The sequence below is a fragment of the Ancylobacter sp. GW821-FHT10E12 genome, assembly GCF_058809335.1.
Genome location: NZ_JBXASN010000030.1, coordinates 1 through 23,144 on the forward strand (window position 1 = coordinate 1; position 23,144 = coordinate 23,144).

18 protein-coding genes and 3 pseudogenes are annotated in these 23,144 nt (G+C 61.2%); 11 read left to right on the plus strand and 10 right to left on the minus strand.

The genetic code is table 11. From position 1 onward, the window contains the following. Positions 1-536, minus strand: a pseudogene (locus AC1RU4_RS25585) (hypothetical protein); the annotation flags it as partial. Between the two features lie 471 nt (positions 537-1,007). Here AC1RU4_RS25585 and AC1RU4_RS25590 point away from each other — a divergent pair. The 3 genes from AC1RU4_RS25590 (at position 1,008) to AC1RU4_RS25600 (ending at position 3,663) form a co-directional block, all read left to right on the plus strand. Beyond that, on the plus strand, positions 1,008-1,583 hold the full coding sequence (locus AC1RU4_RS25590) for a ParB/RepB/Spo0J family partition protein (protein WP_492894588.1): 576 nt from the start codon (positions 1,008-1,010) through the stop codon (positions 1,581-1,583). Between the two features lie 464 nt (positions 1,584-2,047). Further along, positions 2,048-3,142, plus strand: coding sequence for a hypothetical protein (locus AC1RU4_RS25595; protein WP_492894590.1), 1,095 nt, complete (start codon positions 2,048-2,050; stop codon positions 3,140-3,142). Positions 3,143-3,282: 140 nt separating this feature from the next. Then, positions 3,283-3,663, plus strand: a complete 381-nt coding sequence (locus AC1RU4_RS25600; RefSeq protein ID WP_492894592.1) for a hypothetical protein — start codon at positions 3,283-3,285, stop codon at positions 3,661-3,663. On the opposite strand, the gene AC1RU4_RS25605 is transcribed toward AC1RU4_RS25600, so the two are convergent. Beyond that, entirely contained in the window at positions 3,641-4,096 is a 456-nt protein-coding gene (locus tag AC1RU4_RS25605; RefSeq protein WP_492894594.1) for a helix-turn-helix transcriptional regulator, read from the minus strand. The two genes, AC1RU4_RS25600 and AC1RU4_RS25605, sit on opposite strands and share 23 nt — an antisense overlap. On the opposite strand from AC1RU4_RS25605, the gene AC1RU4_RS25610 reads away from it, so the two are divergent. Next, positions 4,091-4,606 (plus strand): IS630 family transposase, encoded by a 516-nt coding sequence (locus AC1RU4_RS25610; protein ID WP_492894596.1) that lies wholly within the window; start codon positions 4,091-4,093, stop codon positions 4,604-4,606. The genes AC1RU4_RS25605 and AC1RU4_RS25610 overlap by 6 nt on opposite strands. A gap of 215 nt (positions 4,607-4,821) precedes the next feature. Here AC1RU4_RS25610 and AC1RU4_RS25615 read toward each other — a convergent pair. The 7 genes from AC1RU4_RS25615 to AC1RU4_RS25645 form a co-directional block, all read right to left on the minus strand. Beyond that, a protein-coding gene (locus AC1RU4_RS25615) for an IS630 family transposase (protein WP_492894622.1) occupies positions 4,822-5,768 on the minus strand; the annotation gives its coding sequence in 2 pieces (ribosomal slippage) (positions 4,822-5,432 and positions 5,432-5,768; 948 coding nt in all). A gap of 296 nt (positions 5,769-6,064) precedes the next feature. Continuing rightward, on the minus strand, positions 6,065-6,646 hold the full coding sequence (locus AC1RU4_RS25620; RefSeq protein ID WP_492894598.1) for a tyrosine-type recombinase/integrase: 582 nt from the start codon (positions 6,644-6,646) through the stop codon (positions 6,065-6,067). Next, the gene (locus AC1RU4_RS25625; protein WP_492894600.1) at positions 6,643-6,882 is read right to left on the minus strand and encodes a hypothetical protein; all 240 of its coding nucleotides are present in this window, start codon (positions 6,880-6,882) and stop codon (positions 6,643-6,645) included. The genes AC1RU4_RS25620 and AC1RU4_RS25625 overlap by 4 nt, the downstream gene beginning before the upstream one ends. Before the next feature lie 130 nt (positions 6,883-7,012). Then, complete coding sequence (locus AC1RU4_RS25630; protein WP_492894602.1) at positions 7,013-8,461, minus strand: type IV secretory system conjugative DNA transfer family protein; 1,449 nt, start codon at positions 8,459-8,461, stop codon at positions 7,013-7,015. Between the two features lie 158 nt (positions 8,462-8,619). Next, positions 8,620-10,023 carry a hypothetical protein gene (locus AC1RU4_RS25635; RefSeq protein WP_492894604.1) on the minus strand — a complete coding sequence of 468 codons (1,404 nt, stop codon included), beginning with the start codon at positions 10,021-10,023 and terminating at the stop codon, positions 8,620-8,622. Continuing rightward, on the minus strand, positions 10,020-11,732 hold the full coding sequence (locus tag AC1RU4_RS25640; RefSeq protein ID WP_492894606.1) for a type IV secretory system conjugative DNA transfer family protein: 1,713 nt from the start codon (positions 11,730-11,732) through the stop codon (positions 10,020-10,022). The genes AC1RU4_RS25635 and AC1RU4_RS25640 overlap by 4 nt, the downstream gene beginning before the upstream one ends. After that, a complete protein-coding gene (locus AC1RU4_RS25645; RefSeq protein ID WP_492894608.1) occupies positions 11,729-12,640 on the minus strand; it encodes a hypothetical protein in 912 nt (303 codons plus the stop codon). The genes AC1RU4_RS25640 and AC1RU4_RS25645 overlap by 4 nt, the downstream gene beginning before the upstream one ends. A gap of 156 nt (positions 12,641-12,796) precedes the next feature. Here AC1RU4_RS25645 and AC1RU4_RS25650 point away from each other — a divergent pair, with 156 nt between their 5' ends. From AC1RU4_RS25650 to AC1RU4_RS25680, 7 genes and pseudogenes are all read left to right on the plus strand, one after another. Continuing rightward, positions 12,797-13,222, plus strand: a complete 426-nt coding sequence (locus AC1RU4_RS25650; protein WP_492894610.1) for a hypothetical protein — start codon at positions 12,797-12,799, stop codon at positions 13,220-13,222. A gap of 451 nt (positions 13,223-13,673) precedes the next feature. Further along, positions 13,674-13,877: a hypothetical protein gene (locus AC1RU4_RS25655; RefSeq protein ID WP_492894612.1), complete on the plus strand. Its 204-nt coding sequence runs from the start codon at positions 13,674-13,676 to the stop codon at positions 13,875-13,877. Continuing rightward, positions 13,874-14,197 carry a DUF3768 domain-containing protein gene (locus tag AC1RU4_RS25660; RefSeq protein WP_492894614.1) on the plus strand — a complete coding sequence of 108 codons (324 nt, stop codon included), beginning with the start codon at positions 13,874-13,876 and terminating at the stop codon, positions 14,195-14,197. Before AC1RU4_RS25655 ends, AC1RU4_RS25660 begins: the two co-directional genes overlap by 4 nt. Before the next feature lie 224 nt (positions 14,198-14,421). Then, a pseudogene (locus AC1RU4_RS25665) lies at positions 14,422-14,656 on the plus strand (IS110 family transposase); the annotation flags it as partial. A 1,303-nt stretch (positions 14,657-15,959) separates the two neighbouring features. Continuing rightward, positions 15,960-18,305, plus strand: coding sequence for a tetratricopeptide repeat protein (locus AC1RU4_RS25670; protein ID WP_492894616.1), 2,346 nt, complete (start codon positions 15,960-15,962; stop codon positions 18,303-18,305). 241 nt (positions 18,306-18,546) lie between these two features. Continuing rightward, positions 18,547-19,959: a mannose-1-phosphate guanylyltransferase/mannose-6-phosphate isomerase gene (locus AC1RU4_RS25675; RefSeq protein ID WP_492894618.1), complete on the plus strand. Its 1,413-nt coding sequence runs from the start codon at positions 18,547-18,549 to the stop codon at positions 19,957-19,959. Between the two features lies 1 nt (position 19,960). Then, positions 19,961-21,382 (plus strand): phosphomannomutase, encoded by a 1,422-nt coding sequence (locus AC1RU4_RS25680; RefSeq protein WP_492894620.1) that lies wholly within the window; start codon positions 19,961-19,963, stop codon positions 21,380-21,382. Positions 21,383-21,593: 211 nt separating this feature from the next. On the opposite strand, the pseudogene tnpC reads toward AC1RU4_RS25680, so the two are convergent. After that, a pseudogene (tnpC, locus tag AC1RU4_RS25685) lies at positions 21,594-22,980 on the minus strand (IS66 family transposase); the annotation flags it as partial. Positions 22,981-23,144: the final 164 nt, after the last annotated feature.

Genomic DNA, 23,144 nt, shown 5'->3' on the forward strand with positions numbered 1-23,144 from the left:
GGCGAGCGCTTCACAAGGGCCATGGCGGCCTGATGTTCAACCCCGCCGCCCCGCACACGAAATTCCTGACAGTCCCCCAACACTTTGAGCAACGCTATGGCATCATCCCTTTTAACGTCGTGGCAATAGCGAGCCAGCATTGCTTGAACACACGACGTGCCCTCCATCGGGAGTGCGGCACTGTTTACAATTGTCTCCCAGATTCTGTCCGTAAAGTGCAACCTGCGGGCCGCGATAGCCAGCCTGTAAACGATACCTGCCGGAAGGGCGGTCGCTCTCGCGCAGGCGTCAAGCGTGGCTTCGACATGGACCAGTGCCTCGTGCAGCTGCGCCACCACATCATCGTCGATCAGCTCGCCCGAATGGTAGGCCTCGAAGACCTTACCGATCATCGGCACGAAATCGGCATGAACCTTCCAAGCCACTGACTCGGGGCCGAACAGGCCGGGATCGCCCGGCGGTTCATCAAAGTTGATGACGCTGGCGCCCGTGATTTTTCGGATGTTGCGCTGGATAGCGGAGCGAACAGGGTTCAACACGTCCTCGCGAAAGCTGAGGGCTTTGGGCTGACGAACGTTTCGATCACGCCGCGGATCTGCCCGCGGATGCTGACCACGTCCCCGCCCTTATAGCTAGGCCGCGGATCGACCGTCGGTGAGAACCACGTGAAAGCGCCATTGCCGTCGTGACCATCGCTCGCGCAGGATGGCGGAGCCCGCCGCTGGCGCATCCTTGTGATGTGTCAGAGGGAGAGAGGCGCGCGGCCCTCTCTCCCGGCACGCCGCCGCCCACGGTGTCCCCCATCTTCCTTCGCTTCGCTCCGTGCAGACCGGGGAGCCCCCTCCGTGTCCGGGGCTTGCCCCCTCTCTCCCCGCTGTTCGCCACGAGGCAGGGGTTCAGGAGGCCCTGAACCCCGAGGGGAAAGGGCTTCCGGCAGGCGCTTGGAGCGCCTGCGAACCCTAACGCGAAGGAGAAACCCTATGAATATAAATTAAACCACCCTGCCATTGGGCAAGCTGGTGCCCTGCCCCGCCAATGTGCGCCGTACCCACAACGAGGCGTCTGTCGCCGAAATGGCCGCCAGCCTTGAGCATCACGGCCTCATCCATAACCTTGTGGTGCGCAAGGCTCCCAAGGGCGGCATCTATGAAGTGGTGGCGGGCGGACGGCGTTTGACCGCGCTGCGCCGCCTGCTGAAGGACGGGCGCGCCGTGCAGGGCGTCACCGTCACCAAGACCTTCCCCGTGCGGGTGATGGTGCGAGAGGATAGCGGCGCCGAGTTGTCGCTGGCCGAGAACGTCCAGCGCGTCGCCATGCATCCTGTCGATGAAATCCTCGCCTACCGCGACCTCGCGGCGCAGGGAGAAGAGGTGGACAACATCGCCGCCCGGTTCGGCCAGTCGTCCGTCACCGTACGCCAGCGGCTGCGGCTGGCCTGTCTGTCACCGCGCATCCTTGATGTCTTGCGGGAAGGGGAGATGACCCTTGAGCAGGCCAAGGAGCTCGCCATCAGTGATGACCCTGCAGCGCAGGAGCAGGCGTGGTTCGAGCAGCCGAGCTGGAACCGTGATCCTACCATTTGAACCAGGCATAAGGCCGACAGCAAGCGGTTTCGTGGGTCCTGAAGCTGGATTCGAGTTGCCACTCGGTGACCCGCCGGCTGACCGAGGAAGGCGCGACGCACGCCTCTCCGCACGAGAACGTGGCGAGGCTGCGCAACTGGATGGTGAAAGCGACGCTCTGCTGCCATTTCGCCGCGACGGCTCCGTCATCAGGATACGCGACATGGATCTGCATCCGTTGCCATGGCCTCACGACAAGGAGCGTATCACCGGCCGGATAGGGGCAATGCGGGCTAGCGGCATATGGGAATGCGCGAACATCGTGGCGCGTTGATTGAGATGCATCACAGTCGAAACGAACCCAACTGGTCGCGCTCGGTTGTTAGCGGATCCGAGAACAGCGGGCGTGGCAGTGCGGCCACACCAGCCCCGCCGATCTGCTCTCAAGCCGTTGGCATGTTTTGGACTTCAGGTCACGATGGACCATGCCATATCGCTTCGCTCGCCTGTCCCTGATTGCCCTGAGCATTGGCAGCGGGATAGTGGCAACGTCTGCGGAAGCGGATGACTGGGGTAGCCTCGTCGCCGTGTCCTCCACCATGGGCGTATATGACGGACGGGTGTGTATTGGAGAAGCGACGCGCGGCGATATCGGCTGCCCGACCTATGCGCCGCAAGTGGGTACGGACGGGGCGATTTCCGCCACACGGTTTGTAGGAGACGGCTCCGGGCTCACCAACCTGCAAGGCGCCAGCGCAGACCGTATCACCTCCGGCACCACCTCCATGCTGGCCATCTCCACCACCGGCTATATTTCCATCACCCAGGCTGCCACCAACACCGGCTGGTTCGATCCGACGCGCGGGCTGGTGACGCTGGGGGTTTCTTCCACCGGACGGATTAGTGCCGTTGAGCTGACTGTGCGAGGGAGCATTGATGTTGTGACGGGCATAAACAATATTCTGGTGGGTCAGTTCGCAGGGCAATCGCTCACAGGGCAGAGAATTACGGCTGTAGGGTATAGCGCGGCCCAGTATAGCCCAGGTTTTAATACTACCGCCGTTGGTAATTATGCCGCACAGTACATCAGCGGTTCCAATGTAACGGCGCTAGGCTATGCGGCCAGTCAATTCAACAGTCAGGGAAATGCCACAACTGTCGGGCATGGGGCTGGTCAGTACAATGCGGGTTCGGCACTCACAGCTTTTGGGTATCTTTCCGGACAATACAATAGCAACAGCCAGGTTACCGTTATCGGGAATAGCGCAGGCAGGTACAATACGGGCATCAGCCTGACAGCCCTTGGGTATCAGGCAGCGCAAAGCAACACTTATGCCAACGTAACAGCGCTGGGTTATAACGCACAGCCGGACAAGGCCAACCAGGTAGTGCTGGGCAACAGCAGCGTGGTTGAGGTGAGCACGACAGGGGTTATCCTCGCAGCGGGGGTCTCCACCACGGGCGGCATCAGCACCACTTGGGTGAAGCTGGCTGACAACACCAGTCTTTCCTGCACGCCCGAGCGCTACGGTACCATCCGCTACACGAATGGCCGCATGTCCATGTGTATGCCCAGGTAGCGGAGGGCGCTGCCCACAGCTGCAGCATCTGGCATGACGCTGCCCTCGCCCACTGGTACAAAGAGTCCGACAATTCAAACCATTTCCGGCCATCGGCCCCGCAACGCCTCCCGGCACACGCGGAGGCCGAGGAATCATTCATGTCCCGCACCGTCAGAGAGCTTGCCATCGACCCGGCCCTCTGGAAGGGGACGGATCTCGCCGCTCGGCTCGCCGGGCATTTCACTGATATCGTACCGTGGACGGATTTTGTCGGCTTGGTACATCAGCGGAAGGATGCTGATCCGACCGCCGACCTTGCCGGATTCCGGCGCCTCTACGACCGCCACGGCGATCCCGTGCTGGTCGCCCTCGTCACCTGGCGCGGCAAGGCCAGCCAGTGGCGGTTTCCGCTCGTCGGCTGGTTTACCGACCCCGACGACGGCGAGCGCTATCTCGTGTTCGAAGCATGGCTGAAGCGCATCGGGCTGGATACCGGCTATGCCATCCGGGATGAGTCTATTTCGACCTGTCCGGTGTGAACGAGCCAGGCCCGCCGTGAGGCGGGCCTGGCTTCATCCGGGCTGTACTGAATCTGGCAAGCATGGCCACGAGTTCAGTCTGGCGGTGTGTCCCGGTTTTTGCCATAACGCTCTTCAGATGATTGCGTGCCGTCTCGTAGCTAATGCCGAACTCATCAGCCAGATCACCGAGGGCTGCTCCAGTCGATAGACCCGCCGCGATACGGGCTTCTCTCTCGGTCAGGGCGAACACGCTGCGCAGGACCGCCTCTGCGGGGCGATCGCGACGATTAAGGTCATCAAGTACGATGCAGGCCTGGCAGAGATCCAGCGCATTGCTGGTGAGACTATCCAGACGGAGCACATAGGCGATGACTGGAAGCGATGCACGCCGGGGCAGCGTGACGGGTCGTGTCGCAACATTTCCCCTCGTGTTCCAGATCACGTCGTGCATAACCCGCTCGAGCGCGGCTTGCGCATCCCTGTTCGTGCTGACCAGTCGACGTCCGCGTATCAGCAGGTCAGGGCCAAGCATTTTTTCTACAGAGGCATTACATTTTATAATATTGCCAAACCCATCGAGCATCAGGAGTTCATCCGCTTCCTCAACGTCGTCGAGGCGGCGGTGCCGGCCGGCAAGGTCGTCCACGCCATCATGGACAACTACGCCGCCCACAAGCACCCGAAGGTGCAGCAATGGCTCGAGCGCCATCCGCGCTGGGTCTTCCACTTCACCCCGACCTCGGCCTCCTGGCTCAACGCGGTCGAGGGCTTCTTCGCCAAGCTCGCCAAGAGGCGCCTGAAGCGCGGCGTGTTCCGATCCATCGCTGATCTCCAGGCCGCCATCAACCGCTTCGTCGCCGAGCACAACCAAGCGCCGAAACCCTTCCTCTGGCGCGCCGATCCGGACACCATCATCGCTGCCAGAAACCGTGGGTTCCAAACGTTGGAGTCAATCCACTAGCGAAAAATACGCAGATATCAAAAAACTGATTGGTAAGTAGGACGCCAAGCCAGCAGGTCAGATCAGGACCCGCTCGACTTCGTCCAGCGTCACCTCATCTGACCGCCGGTCATAAAGCTGGGTGGTGCGCGTCGAAGAATGGTTGGCCATGGCGGCGGCACGCTCGAGCGTGCCGCCGTTTTTCAGGTAAGCGGCGATACTAGAGCGGAATCCGATCAGGTTGCATCGTATCGTGCGGCGCTGAAGTAGTTGGCGCACTCGGCGGGCGGGAAGTGATCGATCGAGCGTCCGATGGCGTCCCAGAGGCCGCCGATGGTTCGTTGGGCGGCCTTTCGGAGCAGCGCCTTGAGCTTGGCGAAGGCGTTCTCGATGGGGTTGAAGTCGGGGCTGTAGGGCGGGAGGTAGCGCAGCTCGGCGCCCGCCGCCTCGATCATCGCGCGAACGCGCGGCCCCTTATGGCTGGACAGGTTGTCCATGACGACGATGTCGCCGGGGCGCAGTTCCGGGATCAACACCTTGTCGACATAGGTCTCGAAGGCGTCGCGGTTGATCGGCCCATCCAGCACGAAGGGGGCGATGAAGCCGCGAAGTGTCAGCGCGCCGACGAAGGTCGTGGTCTTCCAATGGCCATGCGGCACGCTCACCCGAAGCCGCTCGCCGCGCCGGCAGCGCCCATGGCGGCGCGCCATGTTGGTCGAGGCCCAGGTCTCGTCGATGAACACCAGTCGCTCGGGATCGAGGTCGGGTTGATCCTCGAACCATCGTTCGCGCCGCATCAGGACGTCGGGGCGGTCTTGTTCGGCGGCGTGCGCGGTCTTTTTTTGCGCGTGATGGCGTGCCGAGCGAAGAAGCGTTGGATCGCGCCGAAGCCGAAGGCCAGACCCTGCTTCGCCAGGCTCGCGCGAACTTCTTCGATCGTGGCGTCCCGACCCGAGCCGAGCGCCGCCACCACAGCGTCATGGTGCGCCTCGATCCGATCCGAACGCCGGTCCCCGCCAAGGCGCCCGGGGCGAGGATCGCCCTGATCGCGCTCCCGTTTGCGCCAGCGGCTGACGCTAGCCGCGCTCACGCCAAATCGATCGGCCGCCTCACGATGCGTCGCACCCGCCGCGACAGCGCCCAGAACTCGAACGCGAAGATCGACCGACAGTGCTCTCGACATGTCCGCCAGCCCCCATCCGGCAGACACCATGAATCGCTTCCCGCCCGATTTGGGAATCCCCCGCGATTCACTCAGGTCGGGTTCCGCTCTAGTCGCTCGGAAGGTATGATTCCCTTCGTGGCAATCCCGGCCGCCGCCGCCCGATCATCACATAGGCGTGGCTGGGGTAGGGGGGCGTAAGCTGCCCGGCCCGGCCCCTGATCGTGCGGAACAACGGCCCCTTCGGATCACCTGCGAGCCCGCAGCCATTAATATAGGCGTGCAGGTAGGCCTCCAGATTATGGTGGCAGGGCATCTCATGCCGCTTGCCACCCTTCTCGTGCAGCCGCACCCACAGGCGCCGGTTCTGCACATAGACATCCTCGACCTTCAGCGACACCGGAGCACGCGAAGGAATAGACCATAAGTCCGATCAGCGCCCGGTCACGCAGGCCGATCGGGGTGCTGGTATCGATCGCATCGAGGAGCGCCCGCGCCTCGTCCGGCGCCAGCACCGGCGTGTGGCCCCGCTTCACGCTATGCGAGGGCCCGCGCACCGACGCGGCCGGATTCACCGGCACCACCTGGCCGGTCACCAGCCAGTCGAACAGGTGTCGTACCGCCGCCAGCCGCTGCTTGGCGGTCGGCACCGCATGCGAGCGGGTCTGCATTTCCACCCAGGCCGACACATGCAGCGGCCGCACCTCCGCCAGCGACGGCACGCCCTGATCGGCACACCAGGTCAGGAAATCCGCCACGGCGCGCCCGTAGGCGCGGCGAGTATGCGGGTTACGGATGTTAGCGGTAAAGAAGTCGATGAAACGCGCCTGTGCATGATCGCCTGCAGAGGCGATGAGCGGAGGTAGATGATGCAGAGCTCGATGGGTGAGCTGGCTCATTTGCCGCACAATTCTAGCCAAGCCGCCTTGAAACCGGGAGCAATCTCGTAAGGCGCGTCCTCGCCCTGCTTCCGATACCATGCACCATCAGCCAAGGGCGGCACACTGCCTCCTCCGAGGATCGCCGTGGTGACACGACCAAGCGCCGTACTGATCAAATCCCGTTCAAATCCCTGACTATGCATGATCTCGATCGGAGAACGTTCCATCACGACGTTGTCGATGACGCTGAGCATGTCAGTCGCTTTGTAGACGCGACTGGGCTTCTCCAGATTGGCGCTTCATGCACTCTCATCAACCAGTCCATGTCTACCCTCATATATATGATGAAGGAAATTGTCTCACATTAAACTTGGTTGTCCTGTTTCACTTCCACCACCACCGAGCTCTCCGATAATCTGTGCGACGTACCGTGATCGGGTAAGCAACGTCCCGTAATTTAACAATCAGGCGCTGCGGCGGAAGGCGTTGGATTTCAGCCGCGTCCATCAACCAGTAACCGCTTTCCGTCGTGCTGCTCTGGCGTTGGGGACCGGCGCCTCGCTTTTCGTGCCGTGCAAGGCCGGACGATCGCGTCACCGTCGTCGTATGCCCAAGCATCTCACTGGCATATTCCGCCGTCTGGTTGTCATTCACCCCGAAAAACACCCGGCAGGTCGCATTGGCGAGGAACGCGTCGGCGGCATCGCCATACACCATGCGCACCTGCGGCAGGTTCTGCCAGATCAGCACGGGAGTGCAGTAGGCGCGGAGCAAGCCGGACTGGCGCTGGAGAGCGTCGAGCTGGCCGAGTACCGCGACCTCGTCGAGCAGCAGGATGACCTTCGGGCCGGTGCGTGGCGCGTGCTTGGCGCGGGTTAGCTGCGTGATGACGCAGCCGGTCATGACCCGTAGCCAGCGGTCGTAGACCTGCAACAGGTCCTCATCGACACAGAGGAACAGCGTAGTCACCTGTCTCGTGAGCTCGGACAGGGAGAATGTCGAATAAGCCGAGAGCTGCCCTGCCGGTGAGCCCGATGACCAGGGCTCCGTGGCCTTCTGCACGTTCGAGAGAATGCTCTCGAATTCGCCGGCCTTGGCAGATGGCTTCTGGGGAAGCTGGCTGAGAAACCCTGCCGCAATCTCGGCGGCGAGGATGGAGTCGCCGCCGACGATCTCTTCGAGCGTCGCCCGCGTGGTCTCGCCGCCGCCGGCCGAAAGTCGGCGGACATAGGCGAGGTTGCGCAGTTCCGGCGGGGCGCGGAGCGTGTGCAGGATCAGCGCGGTCAGCAACGAGGTGGCCTTGTCATCCCAGTGGGCTTCGCGGGCATCGGGCTTGATCATCAGCTTGGCGAGCGCCTTGGCGTCATCGGCTTCCATGTCCGTTTGCACGCGAATGATGTCCATCGGGTTCCAGCGGTCGGATTCCGTCAGATTGGCCGGGTTCATCATGCGCACGGTGCCGAACTCGCTGCGGCGGTGGGCCGTGATCCGGTAGTTCTCGCCCTTGGGATCGGTGACCAGGATCGAACCGGGATAGTCGAGCAGGGTCGGAATGACGATGCCGATGCCCTTGCCGGCGCCGGTGGCGGCGAACACCATCATCAGCCCGTCCTGGGTGAAGCGGATGAGGGGGCCGAAGGGGATTTTGCCGATGATCGGCCCCATGCCGCGGGTGAGGCCCGCCCGCCAGATCTCCCAGCGGCTGGCGAAGCGGGCGGATCCGTGCGGCGGTCCTTTGCGGGCGCGGGTATACCAGCGGTAGAGCTTGTAGAGGCTGCGGATCAGCCAGAACAGCACGCGAAAAATGAGGCGCGTCAGGCGCCAGAGTAACACTACGAGCCGCCAGATTACCCCATTGCCTGGCAGGCTAGCGGCGAAGCGAAGCGACCGACAGCCCAGAAACCCACGCCTTACCGGTGGGGGCTAAAGTTGATATGGAGGAGTGGCCGTGATCGGATGACCAAGGTCCGATCTGGCCTCTCTTCAGGGTGCTACCGTCCGAAGATGGCATTGAAGAACGTGCCGACATTTGGCCGGGGATCGTTCAGCGCCGTCAGGGCGCCGGGATGGCCGAGACTGGCGGCCTGTTGCAGCAGCATCCGGTCGTTCTCGCCCGGTAGCGGGCGTATCTCCCCGGTCTTGATCAGCAGCGCCAGCGTCACCATCGCGTCCGGATCGCCGCGCGCCGCACCCTGACGCAGCAGCACCGCCGCGCGCGGGATGTTGCGGTCGCGCGTGATGATGACCATGGCCAGATTGTCGAAGGCGGCTGGGTATCCCTTCTGCACGAGTTCGGTCAGCAGCGGCGCCGCGCTACCGGGATCGGTGCTCTGGAAGGCACGGGCCAGCTGGTACGTATAGCTGAGCTGCTCGGGCAGCACGCTGCTCGCTAGCTGGCAGGCCTGCACGGCTGCGGCGGCATTGGCGCGCAGCTGCGGCATGGGAACGCCTGCTGTGCCGGGCGTGCGGTTGCGATCGAGCGGATTGGCGGCGAGCAGATCGCATTGCAGCGCTGCCTCCCGAACCGAAGGGGTCGGGGCGGCGCTGCCCGGCGCGCCCGACAGGTCCGGCTCCAGAGCCGACAGCCCACTCCATCCGGCCGCAGGGCTGGTGGCGGGCGACTGTCCCTGGCGCGCCAGCTCGAAGCTGGCCCGCTCGGCAGCGAGCGCGGCCTTCTCGTCTTCGAGCTTAGCCCTCTCGGCTTTCAATTGGCTGATATCGGCCGCGAGGGCCTTGCGATCGGTCTCCAGGCTTTGGCGTCCTGCCGCCAGCTCAGTCGTAGCGTTGGTCACTTGGGTATATTCGCGGGCGAGGCGGGTACGTTCGGCCTCCAGCTGCGACTGTTGCTGCGCGCTGCTGGTGCGGAGCACCGCAGTTTCGTCTTGCAACGTGCTGAGTTGCGCGTCGGAAAGGGAGATGGCTACCCACCAACCAGCGACGGCGCCGATGGCGAGGGCCACAAGTGCCGAAGTACCCGCGATCAGCAAATGGCGGGGTCCCGTCTGGAGCTGGACCTTCGATGCAGGGGGGTTCGACCGGGGTCGAATCCTGTGCGGCGGCCCGGCTGGTGCCGGTGGTAGGTCTACGGCGATGGCTTCGGCGATCGCCGCAAGATCCGGCGGCCAGGAGGTCTCCTGCGCGAGGCTGGCGGTTGGGATCTCCAGCCGGATCGGCGCTCCGGGAGGCAGGCTCTGGCCGTCGACCTCCAAGATATAGGCGTCGTGCGGGTCGAGGATCGCTGCGAGGGGCACGAAGCTGGGGCTTGCCTGCCAGCCCGCACCTGTGAGGAATTTGCCGGTGCGGCGATCGCGCAGGATCAGCTGCGGCCGCTCCTCGCCGCAGCCGGTGAGGATCACCCTGCCGGAGCCGGACTCGCGGGCGAGGTTGACCGTCATGGTGTCGCCCCCCAGCTGCCATAGAGGTCGGCAAATAGCTCACAACGGTAGTACGGCAGCAAGGTCGCCAGAGCGGCGCGGCGGTTCCGCATCATCACCAGTTGGAGCTGAGGCGGCATGGCGCGGATATCAGCCGCGCTCGCCACCTGCTCGCGCTTGAAGCGCAAGTTCTCGGTCGTGGTGGTGCTGAAACTCTGGCTGTTATTGTCGCCGCTGGTGTGCTGGGAATTGTCCCAGTTCCAGCTCCAGGAGGTCGAGGAGCCGTCGCTCGACTGCTCCGAGGTCGAACTGGTGGTGTAGCTGTGCTCATACTCTTCGGTGCTGCCGAGCTGGCGCGACAGCAGTTCGGCGAGGTCCGGATCGCTCACCCCGAAATAGCACGCCGCCCCGGCATTGGAGATAAAGGTCGACCAGTTGTCGCCATAGAGGTCCTTGAGCTGGCCGATGCTCTGGGCAAAGGTCCAGAGCTGCACCCCGTAACCGGCGAGATAGGCGACCCCATTCTCGATCGGCGGCATGGAGCCGAGCGCGGGGAACTCGTCTAGGAGAAACAGCACCGGGCAAGGGGGGTGCGGGCGCCAGCCCGGTTGATCGGTCCAGGCGCCGGGACGGGTGAGCTCGATGGCGGCAAGGCCGACGATCATGCGCAGCAGCGGGCTGTAGTCGCGCAGATATTCCGGTGGGATAATCAGGTAGACCGTGGTCGGCGCCGGCTGCTGGTCGAGCGGGCGGCACATGCTCGCCTTCAGTTCCGAGAACTGGAAGCTGCTCGATGCCGTTGCCCGCTGGAGCCGTTCGGACAGCCAGATGTTCATGGTCGCCCGGCAGGTGGACAGTATCCCGGCCCGCACTTTCGGATCATGGTCGAGGAAGGTGTTGAGCATCGAGATCAGCACCGTATTGTGGCGGCGGCTGGCCGCTTCGCCCATGGTGTTGAGGCTCTCGTCAAAGGCAGACTCGCGCTCGTCCTTCCGGCTCTCCGCCGCCGGGATAAAGCGCGAGGGAAAGAGCAGTTGCACCACCCGCAGCATGCAGCGCATGGGATCGCCCGGGGCATAACTAGTGGCGACGAAATAGAGCAGCGTGGTGGCGAGGTTGCGCGCCTCGAGGTCCCAGAACTCCTGGCGCGGACGCGCCGGCACCAGCATCTCCGAGAGCAGCCGCACATCGTCGAAGGTGAAGGAGGTGGGGCTGCCGTCAGTCTCGACGCGGATGAAGTCGAACGGGTTGTAGGTGTCGGAATACTCGTCAAATGGCGCGAACTTAATGACCCGGGCGCCGGGGAACATGGCGGCGCGGTGCTCACCGGTGATGGCGTAGTTCTCGCCCTTGATGTCGATGACCAGGCAACTGCCGCCATAGGTCAGCAGGTTGGGGATGATCTGCCCTGCCCCCTTGCCGGAGCGGGTCGGCGCGATGGTCAGCAGGTGACCGTCCTCGTTGAACTGCAGGATGCCGGCGTCGCGTGAGGCACCGTTGCCGCCATCCCCGGTGATCACCCCGAGGAAAGGTCGATGCATGCCGGGATAATCCCGGACCAGTGGGTCGCCGCGGGGACCGCCGCGAACCGCCCTCCCCTCGGACGGGGTCAGGAAGCAGCTGAGGCGTTCGCCGCCCCATGGCAGGCTCACGTGCCAGCGTGAACGCCAATAATCGCGCCAGAGCTCGGAGAAGGCGTCGGCAGTGGGTGCCAGGAGTGCGCCCTTCATGGCGCGGCCTCCTCGGGTTCGGTTTCGGCGACGCTTGCCTCCGGTGCCGGCGGCGCGTCGGACTTGGGGGCCTCGCGCAGCCCCCACAACACGGCGAAGCGGCTCTCATGGGCGACCGCCGCCTGCTGGGTGATCTCCTCCTCCAGCCGGGTGCGCAGCGCCTCCTCAACCTGGTTGGCGGCGAGGACATCGTGGCGCAGCCGTGCCACCGAAAACCACAGCCAGTGATGCGGCGGACCGGTCAGGGCGCGGAACAGGTAGCTGAGCGCGTCGCCGGGATACGGCTGGAGCACGTCCAGCGGAAAGTCGTAATCCTTAAAGCCATAGCGCAGGCAGCGCAGGATGCCGGTCGGTTTGGTGTCGGGACGGGGCCGCCGGGAGACCACAACCGGGCGCTCTTCGGAACCCAGAGCGAGATAGGCGTCGATGAGCGGCGAGCGTAGGCTGGGATTGCGCTCGAGCTGCGCGGAGGCGTTGAACCAATGGCCGTCCCAGTCGAGGATGACCGCATAGCGGGGGCGCAGGCGTGCATGGACCTGTGCCAGTACCATCGTCGAGGAGCCGCGAAAGCGGAGCGGAAAGTCGTTGAACAGGCGGATCGGCCAGGCGGCATCGTCACCTTCAGAGGGATCGAAGATGATCAACCGCCAGTTCAACTCCTCGAAGCGTGTATAGGCCGGGTTCTGCGTCGGAAGCTCATCCGTCTCACGCAGGTCGGGCTCGAACTCGCCGGGCACGATCTCGATATTGCCGAATAGTGGCACGAGATCCGGCAAAGGTTCGGGTGGCGGTGTCTCGATCCGGAGAGGCTCGCGTTTCGGCTGCACCCGGCGGCGGCGCGTGCGCATCCACCCGATAAGCGCCGTGGCGACGACGACAAGGACTGCACCCAGCTCCAACGTCAGCATCGTCCGCTCCGCCCGCCAGTTCGCTGATTCTTCCGAGGTATCCAGGTCTGGTCAAGCCGGAAATGCCGGTCTAGGATTGAAACTGCGCCTCGATACCCGCGAAATCGAGTGGTGCGAGGCTGACAGCGCGGAAATCCCTGGCGGAGGGCTGGGCTTATGAGCGTTGACGACGTCAATTGGGAGCTCAGCAAGCGGCTGAACAGTGCTCGCGCCGACCTCTCGGAAGCCAAGGCGAGCTTCGCCATTGCGGTGTTCCAGTCCTACCAGAACGCCGGCGCGGCCGAGCAGCGGATGCAGAACTATTTCTCGCGTCACGGCAAAGAGGCCCTGTTGCGGGAGCTTTCTGAAAACCCGGAGCAGTTCGGGGTTCGGCAGGGCCATGCCCTGACGCGTGACGGCTGGCGGGAAGGGGCACCCGAGCGGGAAGTGCGGGCGAAAGAGTCCCTGCTGACCTTGGCCGACAAGGTGGAGACGGTTGCGCAGTGCCATGAACGCGTGAAGGCCCTTCAGGAGAGCGTCGACCCGCAACTGCCGGAAATCAACCGGCAGCGCGAGCGCGGCCGGAGCGGGCTGGAGCGCTGACCCTGTCTGCTCGGATATCGGATGTCCGGCAATAAGTGCCGGCTGGGAGGCGGTTTCCGCGGAATAGCGGCATCTTCAGCGGCGGGCCGTCCCCGCCGTGGCGTGAAATCTTGCCTCAGGCCTTCATCGGGCAGAGGCTGACGACGTGAATCCTTATTCCGTTTCCTTGCGGCCGAATTCCCAAGTCGGCCACCGAACTCTCCCAACTCCCTGAGCGTTGGTCGCGAAGTCGTTCCCTTCGGATTCTCCTGAAGGGACCACCGCTGCGCGACCTGGATCGGTCGGGTATGCGCCGGGGCCGCGCCCCGAATCAAGCGCCTGCCCGCTCCTTCGCTTCCGCTCCCGTGTTGCCGCTTGACCTGGGCACGCCCTGACGGGCTGCCGCCGCCGTCGCCTGCCGTCACCCGACCGGCCGCGATGACGCGGTCGGCAACCAACAGGAGAATAACCCATGAAGAAACACGTCCCTAATCGCCCGAGCCATGCCGTCTATGTGGTGGAGGGCGAAGGCGAGAATGCTTTCTGGACCAAGATCGGTGCCGCCTGGATGCACGAGGATGGCGAGGGCTACAACATCCAGCTCACAGCCATGCCTCTGAGTGGCCGACTGGTGCTACGCAAGCCCAAGCCGCAGAACGAGGAGGCGGCGCGATGAGCACCGCCCGCATCCGGGAGTTGAACGATGCCTTCCGGACGTCGTTCATCGGCGGTCGGGTCATGCTGACCACGGGCGTGACGGCTTTGCCGTTGGCTGTTCAGGTGGCATTGCTCAAGGGTATCCGCCGGTTCACAGCCTTCGATACCGACAATGATCCGCATCACGAGCATGATTTCGGAGCGTTGGAGGTGGCCGGTGCTCGCTATTTCTGGAAGATCGACTATTACGATCTGGAGTTGGTCTATGGCTCTCCCGACCCGGCCGATCCCACCGTCACGATGCGTGTGCTCACCATCATGCGCGCCGACGAGTACTGAACTGAGGGCTGCTGCGGCGGCCCTTAGCTTTTTGGATGCCTGGTCAGCCGCCCAGGTGTCGCGGCAATCCCTATGCGGCCTCAGATTCGCCGGGCGATCGGACTTCGGTGGAATGAAGCTTCTTCGACCATCGAAGGGCGTGCCACTCACTTCGCCCCGCAAAAAAGGCCTGCCAACCATATTGCGTAAAGACGAAGGGCAAGGTCGAGCAACCGTTCCGGCACATCCGGGAGGACTTCTTCCTAGCCGGGTCGTTCCGTAAGACCAGTTGCAGCGTCGTCGGATTCGACGCTGCCGGCGCCGTTGCCATGCGTCGGCGCACGCGGCGCGAAACGGTGGTCGCCTTTCGAGGCGAAACTGCCAGCGTGCATCATGGCGATGGAGGCCTGCTGTGACGCTCATCATATGGGCCGGGCGTTGGCCTCGCAGGGCCACGAGGTCAGGCTGAAGTCACCGGATAGTCAGTAGCTGCCGAGCCGCGGTAGAGCCACTGCAACAGCGGACTAACCTCCAGGCCCTTACGCTTCCTGCTGATAGCCTGAAGCAGGGCGCCAATCGCATCCGGCGCGCTTGCTCTATCAAATGAACGGACCGCGCCCGTCCAGTTCGCAAGCGCTGGTAGCGCGAACGGAAACATCAAGACCCTCAAATAACTCCACGGCAGGCCACTCGTTCGATGAAATCTCAGGAACCTGCCCGAAAGACCAATCTCCTATCACCCCCGTTCAGGGAGTGATGCCGGCGTTCCAATCATCCACCCTTTTCGATTGTGGGGGCTCGGGATAATGGCGTAACCTCACCCTCGCCCATGTTCTGGCGTAGGCCCACGGCGTTACCCTTGCGGACGCGGCAGAAAAGATGGAGGCTAAGAGCAGATACTGCAACGGGGATCAGCGGCATGATACCACAGTCTCCAGTAACGTTGCCGAACGTTAGGCTGCATCCAGTCTGCCGCCGTAAAAACGGCGCAAATTCCAACCTCAGTCGATCCGACTGACGATTCTAAATCTAAACGAGAAAAAACGAATTGCCAAAGAAAAAATTAGGGTCACACCACCATCCTCCATAAGCTAGAGCTTCCGGCAACTTCAGAGGGCGGATCCTTGATTTTTTCGTAAATGCAGCACTATTATTCTATTTCCAATTCTACAATGGATCTTTCTCCATGTTGAAAATTTGGATAGTGAAACGATTTTTTATCTACCTATGGCTAGCAAGCTCTCTTGTATTGTTCATTGCCTTTGACGCTTGTGCGGCCGTTCGGATGATTCGTGCCGATACGAATGCCCAACCGACATCGACTACGGAATGCAGCGAATCAGTGCCAGAGGTGGCGCGCTACGCAATTCCGCAGGCGGCGGATAGCGAGAGAGCGCAGATTGTTTTTCTTGCGCGAGCGGGGCGTTGTGGGAATGACGGCGCAATCGGCTGGGCACGTCCAGTCGCGGAAGCGCCCGTGAGTGACACACAGAAGGGGTCAGATTGGGAAACTAGCGCTACGATGGAGGCGCTACGGTGGAGGCGCGCTTCATCAGCTTGAGTCGAGACCTGAATAGCCGGAAAGTGACCCGCTCCGAAGCGGGGGGCCAAATCCCTAGCGGCACCGTACTAATCATTAATGGCAATCTCTCGTACAGGGATTGCAGTAGAATCATACATATATTTAATGAATTAAGATGAATTGATGTCATATTTTTTTACATAATGCTATCTTATGAGCGTCAACGCACTGAAATTAGTATGAAGGCTGAGTGTGGCTGTGATGACTATTCCTGTCGATCCTAAGAGTGTTTCGATCCCTGCCCGCCTAGCGGGGGCGTTGTTCGGTCGGGGAGAGTTCGGTGCGGCTGAGCGTGTGCTCGTTGCGGCCGTTGAGGAGTTTGGCCGCCTGCCCTTGCTGCTGCATCGCCTTGCGGAGTTGGCGCTGCAGCAAGGTGACTATTTGGGGGCTCACGCATTGGTCGGAGAGATCCTGGCGGTCGAGCCGGGCGGGATCGCCGCATTGGACCTGCTTGCCCGCATTTACCAGCGGGAGGGCAATTTAGTCGAAGCGGAGCAGGTGGCCGTCCGGCTTGTATCTCTGGCGCCGGCCAATCCTGCACGACTGTGTCGTCTCAGTCATATATTGGCCCTTCGCAATAACCTGCCCCGGGCCCTTGCGTTGGCAGAGGAGGCGCTCTCTCTGGAGCCGGAGGCTGCAGGCACGTACCTTCATATTTCCGAGTTGCATTTGCGTGGCGGGAGCCACTCTGCCGCTGAAGCCAACGCCACGCGCGCGCTGGAACTCGCGCCGGGGGATCCACGCGCGCTGCGGCGGCTAAGCGAAATCGCACTTCGAGACGGAGATTTCGTGCGCGCCCGCGTCTTCGCTGAACAGGCACTGAATGCGGATCCGGCTAGCGTGCCAAACGGACTTACGCTTTCCATTGTACATTTGCGCGGCGGTGATCTGCTTGCCGCGGAGGCTGTGCTTTCCCCTGCCTTGGCTGCAGCTCCGCGCAATACGAGCCTGCTACGCCAACTTAGTGAGATTGCCTTTCGTGCCGGAGCGCGAGAGCGGGCTGTCGATCTACTGATACAAGCTATCGCGATAAACCCAGATGAAGTTATCAATTATAGCCAGCTGGCTGGCTTGCACCTGCGGTTAGGAAGGTTGGACGACGCCGAATCGGCCGCAACCCGCGCCGCTGAGATGGCCCCGGCCGATTCGGCAATATTGCGGCGGTTGAGTGATATTGTCGCCCGCCAGGGTGACATTGCACGGGCCTTCAGCTTGGTTGAGCGTGCGCTGGTGGCTGCCCCGGAACTCCCCGCAAACCATTTGTTTGTCGCCGAGCTGCATCTTCGGATTGGCGATTTTCCGACAGCTGAGGCTAGCGCTGTCCGCGCTCTGGAGCTCGCGCCTGGAAATCAGCAGATTCTGCTCCGCCTCAGCGACATTGCCGCACGGCATGGGGATTTCCCGCGCGCATTGGAATTTGCTGAGAAGGCGCTGGACAAAAACCCTCGCCAGCCTGCGAGTTATCTGCAGCTGTCCTCCGTACATTTACGTGCAGGGGATGTCGCCGCGGCAGAGGCAGCTGCCGCGCTGGCATTAGAAGTTTCTCCAGCTGATACCAATGCGCTGCGCCGCCTTAGCGAAATTGTTTTCCGCGGAGACGACAGAGAGCGCGCTTTTACTCTGCTGGCCCAGGCGATTGAAGTGAACTCATCCGAGGCTTCTTCCTACGGCCTACTTGCTGACCTATATCTGCGCCAAGGTGATTTGATCGATGCGGAGAGCGCTGCTGACCGTGCAGTGGAACTCGCGCCGGCCAATGCCTCCATGTTGCGCCGCCTCAGCCGCATTGCCTCCCGTAAGGGGGATACGGACCGCGCAATTGCATTCGCGCTGCGTGCCGCGGAGGTAGAGCCGGCAGCCGCCGTTAACCACATGAACATTTCCAGCTTGCGACTTAAGCAGGCAGACATCGATGGCGCAGAGCAGGCGGCACGCAATGCACTCCGATATGCGCCGCGCGATGCCAGTATTCTGCGTCGCCTGAGCGAAATTGCCGCCCGCAAGGGAGACCTCGAACTCGCGACAGCCTGGGCTAGGCAGGCGGTTGAATTTAATCCACAGGATGCAAACGCCCTTGGTCTATTGGCTGCCCAACAGCTCCGCCAAGGAGACGTGGAGGCAGCAGCCTCCAATGCCGCCATGGCGTTGGAGCAGGCTCCAGATCATCCCGTGATGCTGCGACAAATGGGTGAAATCGCCGTGCGTCAGGGTGATCCTGAACAGGCTAAGACTTGGCTGCGCCGAGCGATGGTGGCCACTATCTCAACAGGTGCGGCTGATTTATCTGCGTTTAGGCGCCTTGCCAGCCTATTGCTCGGGTTAGGTGACGCGGAGCAGGCTGCGGGAGTGCTACGTGAGGCGGTGAATTATCTGCCAGATCCCGACATAATGTGTCGGCTGGCCCAGATCCACGAGCGGTTGGAGGATTGGGATGGCGCGGCCAGTGTGTTTAACTCCGCCCTTGCCATCGCACAAGAGGATCCTATCGTGCAACGCTGCCATCGTGATTTTGAGAAACGCCGCAAACGCGCAATATTGGGATTATAATGGTCTTTCACAGGTGCAGTTCGCTCTTCGTGGAGTCCGCAGCTAAAACCTTACTAGGAATTGTCGTTTTATAGCGTATCAAATAAATAGGAGGATATTTGTTGAAATAACACAAAGAATTTGATGTTTTTATGAATCATAATTTGGAACGATTCCAGTTGATATATGCGCGATATGGAACTGGACGTTTGTTTTTGATAGATTGACATGTGGAATAGTGAGATTCAAAGGAATCATTAATATGGCGCAGAAAATAGTCCCTGTTGTGATGTGCGGTGGATCGGGAACACGGCTTTGGCCATTGTCTCGCGATTCGATGCCGAAGCAGTTCATCTCGCTATTCGGTCAAGAGTCAACATTTCAACGTACGGTCAAATTGCTGGCGGAGCCATCTATTTTCTTGCCACCAATTGTTATTACGGGCGCCGACTATCGTTTTACCGTATTAGAGCAATTGAATGCGATTGGAGTTAAGGCCAAGATTGTGCTGGAGCCTAGCCGGAGGGACTCTGCCGCTGCGGTTGCTGTTGCGACTCAGCTAGCCCTCTCGGATGATCCACATGCGGTTGTTGGGGTTTTCGCCGCGGATCATATCGTTCAAGACAGCGCGCTTTTTGTGGAAACGTGCCGCCGGGGCGCGGCCATTGCCGCGCAGGGGCTGATTGTTACCATTGGCATTCCGCCAACTCGCCCCGAAACAGGTTTTGGATATATCCGTCCCGGCGAGGAAATTGACATTGGCGCCTACCAGGTAGCGGCTTTCATCGAAAAACCCGATGCCGCTCATGCTGCGCAGTATATGGCAGAAAAATATATGTGGAATTCGGGAAATTTCATATTTGATGCCATGACGATGCGCTCTGAGCTGGAAATGCTGGAGCCCAAGGTTCTGGACGCGGCAACCGCAGCGCTAGCAAACGCAACAGTTGATTTGGATTTTCTTCTGCTTGACGCTAAGCGATTTAGTGAAGCGAAGAAAAGTTCGATTGATTATTCCGTGATGGAGCATACCGATAAAGCCGCTGTCATAGTTGGTGCTTTTGGCTGGTCTGATGTTGGGGGATGGACTGCTGTTTGGGAGCTTTTTCCGAAGGATGTGAACGGAAATGCTGTCGATGGGCGCGGTTATGTATTGGATGGCTCCGACAATCTAATCAATGCTGACGAAATGCTTGTCGCGGTGGTTGGATTGGATGATGTTGCGGTTATTGCTACTCGTGACGCCGTGTTGGTAACGGCGAAATCGAGGGCTAATCAAGTGAAAGAGATGGTTGCGCTTCTTGCTGCAAAGGGAGAGGCTGAGGCTGGTACACATCGCGAGATGCAGCGGCCGTGGGGTAACTACCTTTCCATTGATCGCGGTGTCCGTCACCAAGTAAAGCGTATTACGGTAAAGCCGGGAGGGGTTCTGTCGTTGCAGAAACATTACCACCGCGCGGAACATTGGGTTGTAGTTCGCGGAACAGCAGAAGTGACGCGTGACAATGAAATCATCATAGTTCATGAGAATGAAAGCATCTATCTTCCTATTGGGTGCATTCACCGCATGTCTAATCCAGGGAAGATTCCGCTGGAGATCATTGAGGTACAGGTAGGTTCATATCTCGGCGAGGACGACATTGTGCGCCTCCAAGACATCTATCGGCGGGCATGACGTGAGCAGTCTTAAGTTTGGAACTTCTGGTTTGCGAGGGCTCGTGACAGAGCTGTTGGGCGCGCCAGCTTATAGTTATGCGCGCGCCTTTTGTGCAATGGCTATCGAGTGCCATGGCGCGCGCCCGGGTGATGAACTTCTAGTTGGTCGCGATCTGCGCGCCTCGAGCCCCGAAATTGCCGATCAATGCGGTAAAGCGGTCGCTGACGCTGGTTTTGTTCCCGTCGATTGTGGCGCTGTGCCAACGCCGGCGCTGGCGTTGGCTGCGATGGAATTGAATGCGCCGGCGATCATGGTAACCGGTAGTCACATTCCCGAAGACCGAAATGGCCTCAAATTTTATCGGCCGACGGGTGAGATCGATAAGGCTGACGAGTCACGCATTCTGGCTTGGCAAGCGAAGCTCGGGTTTTCCGCCGTGCCAACGATGCCAGTTATCACGAAGGTAATGAATGTAAGTGCTCGTTATCATGCAAGATACATTTCGTTTTTCGGATCGGGTTCGCTTCAGGGTTTGAGGGTTGGCGTGTATCAGCATTCAACCGTCGGGCGAGATTTGATCACGGACGTGCTCGCTGGGTTGGGGGCTGATGTCATCTCATTGGGCCGTTCAGAGCACTTTGTTCCAGTGGATACCGAAGCACTCAGGCCGGAAGATGAGGCGCTAGTTCGAAAATGGGCCTTGGATCAGCATTTTGATGCGATTGTGTCTGCCGATGGCGATGCAGATCGACCATTGATCGCCGATGAAGAGGGGCATTTCCTTAGAGGAGATCTTGTGGGGGCGCTCACCTCGGCTTTTCTCCGAGCTGACACGATTGTCACACCGGTTACTTCTAACTCGACACTTGAACGATGTGGCCTATTCGAGAGGGTTGTTCGCACTAAGGTAGGATCTCCTTTCGTTATTGCCGGGATTGCTGATGTGCAGGCAAAGGCCCGCGTGGTTGTCGGGTTTGAAGCGAATGGAGGTACGTTTCTTGCTTCCGATGTGGAAAATGATGGGCGTCGCTTAACTGCGTTGCCGACGCGTGACGCAATGCTGCCTATTTTGGCGGTGCTCGCCATGGTAGCTCGGATGAAAAAGCCGTTGAGTGTCATTGTTGCTGAGCAGAATTTTGCGATAGCCTTGTCGAGCCGTTTGCAGAACGTTCTCCAAGAACTTAGCGCTGATTTTATCTCTAGACTGAATGACGAGAGCTCAAACCTTAGCAAAACAGCTTTTGTTGAACACGGCGGGGTAGTTTCTCGTGATCAATGCGATGGTTTGCGCCTAACGCTTGGTAGTGGCGAGACAGTACATTTTCGTGCATCCGGCAACGCGCCTGAATTGCGCGTGTATGTAGAGGCGGGAAGCTCTGAGAGGGCTATGGCGTTGCTTGAAGAAGGACTACAAATGGCTAATCATTGGATTTCCGCTTAGGATGCATGTCCATATTTTGCGGCGTTCGTGGCAATATAATTCTCTTTTCCCGAGACGGGAGCGAAGGATATGCGCCATGCGCTAACCGCCGAGGAGTAGGCGATCCTTGTCTCCTTCCGCCGATCTGGAACGCGGCGATGATCTTGTGCGCCTCGATGAGCTTGAGCACGCCGCTCTCGATCACTACGGTCGACACAGTTTCAGATCTGGGCGGATTGATGTCGTTGAGCCAGGCAGTGCCGATCAGGCTGTACATGACGGCGGCGCGTTCGGCGCCACGGTTCGACTCGACGAACAGTTAAGCCTTGCGATCCAGGGCGAGCGGCCTGATCGAGCGCTCGATGGTGTTGGAGTCGATCTCGATGCGGCCGTCACCGAGGAAGAGGCTCAAGCCCTGCCAACGCGAGAGCGCGTAGCGGATCGCTTCGGCGAGCTTGGTCTTCTGGCTGATCAGGGCGAGCTTTTGCCGTAACCACGGCTCGAGGGCGTCGATGATCGGCTTGTCCCTTTACTGCCGTGCGTCCCGGCGCTCCTCGGGGATGCGGCCACGGATATCAGCCTCGACGCGATAGAGGTCGGCGATGCGCAGCAGGGCCTCGCTGACGATAGACGCCGGGCCGGTCTGAGCGAGCTCGTAAAAGCGCCGCCGCACATGCGCCCATCAGAAGGCCAGGGTCACCGCGTTGCGACCGGCCAACGTCTTGTAACCGCCATATCCATCAACCTGCAGGATGCCGGTGAAGCCCTCGAGATGAGCGAGCGGTCGCTCGCCCTTGCGGTCGTGGGCATAGACATAGACGACGGCGGGGGGATCAGTGCCTCCCCACGGCCGGTCATCGCGGGCATAGGCGAAGAGCTGGCCCGTCTTGGTGCAGCCTCGGCCGGGATCGAGCACCGGCGCCGCGGTCTCGTCGGCGAAGAGCTTGGGCGAGCCCTTCAGCGCCTCCAGCATCCGCGCGTGCACGGGGCGAAGCAGGAAGGCCGCGCGTCCAACCCAGTCGGCCAGTGTCGAGCGATCGAGCATGACGCCCTGGCGCGCATAGATCTGGGCCTGACTATACAGGGGCAGATGATCTGCGTATTTCGAGACCAGCACCTGGGCGACGGTCGCCTCGGTCGGGATACCGCCCTCAATGAGACGCGCCGGTGCCGACGCCTGCACCACGACGTCCTCGCAGGACCGGCGGGCGTATTTCGGTCGGCACGATGTCGAGCCGCTCTGCCACATCCTCACCGGTGCCATGGAGCTTACCCGCACAGCAGGGGCAGATGTCGCTCTCGATATCGACCACCGTCTCGATCCGCGGCAGATGGGCGGGCAACGCGCCGCGGTTCGCACGGCGCTTTGCGACCCGCTCGGCCTTCTCGGCCGGCGCCTCCTCGTCGGATGCCGCGAAACCGGCGGCCTCGATCTGCTCGGCCTCTTCCAGAGCGAGCAGAAGCTGGTCCTCGGGCAAAGTCTCCTCCCGGCGACCGAAGCGATGGCGCTGCAATTCCTTGATGATCTGGCGCAGCCGCTCGATCTCCGCTTCCCGTAGGATCAGCATCGGCTGAAGCGTCGCGGGATCACGCGGAAGCTCGGAGGAGAGCGAAGCTATGACGCCGATTCAACCATATTCGCCAGTGGCTTGCGAGTTCTTTGAGCTTGCCGCGACCGGTGTCGTTGTCCGTTGTGGCTCATGGACCGGGACTGTCAGGAATTTCGTGTGCAGGGCGGCCATACTGGAGCTGATGGAGGTTCCCGATGGCACGACGCAAAGCC

Coding starts and splice junctions, on each gene's coding strand:
- AC1RU4_RS25595 (WP_492894590.1), top strand. CDS start 2,048: ATGCCATATCGCTTCGCTCGCCTGTCCCTGATTGCCCTGAGCATTGGC.
- AC1RU4_RS25600 (WP_492894592.1), top strand. CDS start 3,283: ATGTCCCGCACCGTCAGAGAGCTTGCCATCGACCCGGCCCTCTGGAAG.
- AC1RU4_RS25605 (WP_492894594.1), bottom strand. CDS start 4,096: ATGCACGACGTGATCTGGAACACGAGGGGAAATGTTGCGACACGACCC.
- AC1RU4_RS25620 (WP_492894598.1), bottom strand. CDS start 6,646: ATGAGCCAGCTCACCCATCGAGCTCTGCATCATCTACCTCCGCTCATC.
- AC1RU4_RS25625 (WP_492894600.1), bottom strand. CDS start 6,882: ATGCTCAGCGTCATCGACAACGTCGTGATGGAACGTTCTCCGATCGAG.
- AC1RU4_RS25635 (WP_492894604.1), bottom strand. CDS start 10,023: ATGACGGTCAACCTCGCCCGCGAGTCCGGCTCCGGCAGGGTGATCCTC.
- AC1RU4_RS25640 (WP_492894606.1), bottom strand. CDS start 11,732: ATGAAGGGCGCACTCCTGGCACCCACTGCCGACGCCTTCTCCGAGCTC.
- AC1RU4_RS25645 (WP_492894608.1), bottom strand. CDS start 12,640: ATGCTGACGTTGGAGCTGGGTGCAGTCCTTGTCGTCGTCGCCACGGCG.
- AC1RU4_RS25650 (WP_492894610.1), top strand. CDS start 12,797: ATGAGCGTTGACGACGTCAATTGGGAGCTCAGCAAGCGGCTGAACAGT.
- AC1RU4_RS25655 (WP_492894612.1), top strand. CDS start 13,674: ATGAAGAAACACGTCCCTAATCGCCCGAGCCATGCCGTCTATGTGGTG.
- AC1RU4_RS25660 (WP_492894614.1), top strand. CDS start 13,874: ATGAGCACCGCCCGCATCCGGGAGTTGAACGATGCCTTCCGGACGTCG.
- AC1RU4_RS25670 (WP_492894616.1), top strand. CDS start 15,960: ATGACTATTCCTGTCGATCCTAAGAGTGTTTCGATCCCTGCCCGCCTA.
- AC1RU4_RS25675 (WP_492894618.1), top strand. CDS start 18,547: ATGGCGCAGAAAATAGTCCCTGTTGTGATGTGCGGTGGATCGGGAACA.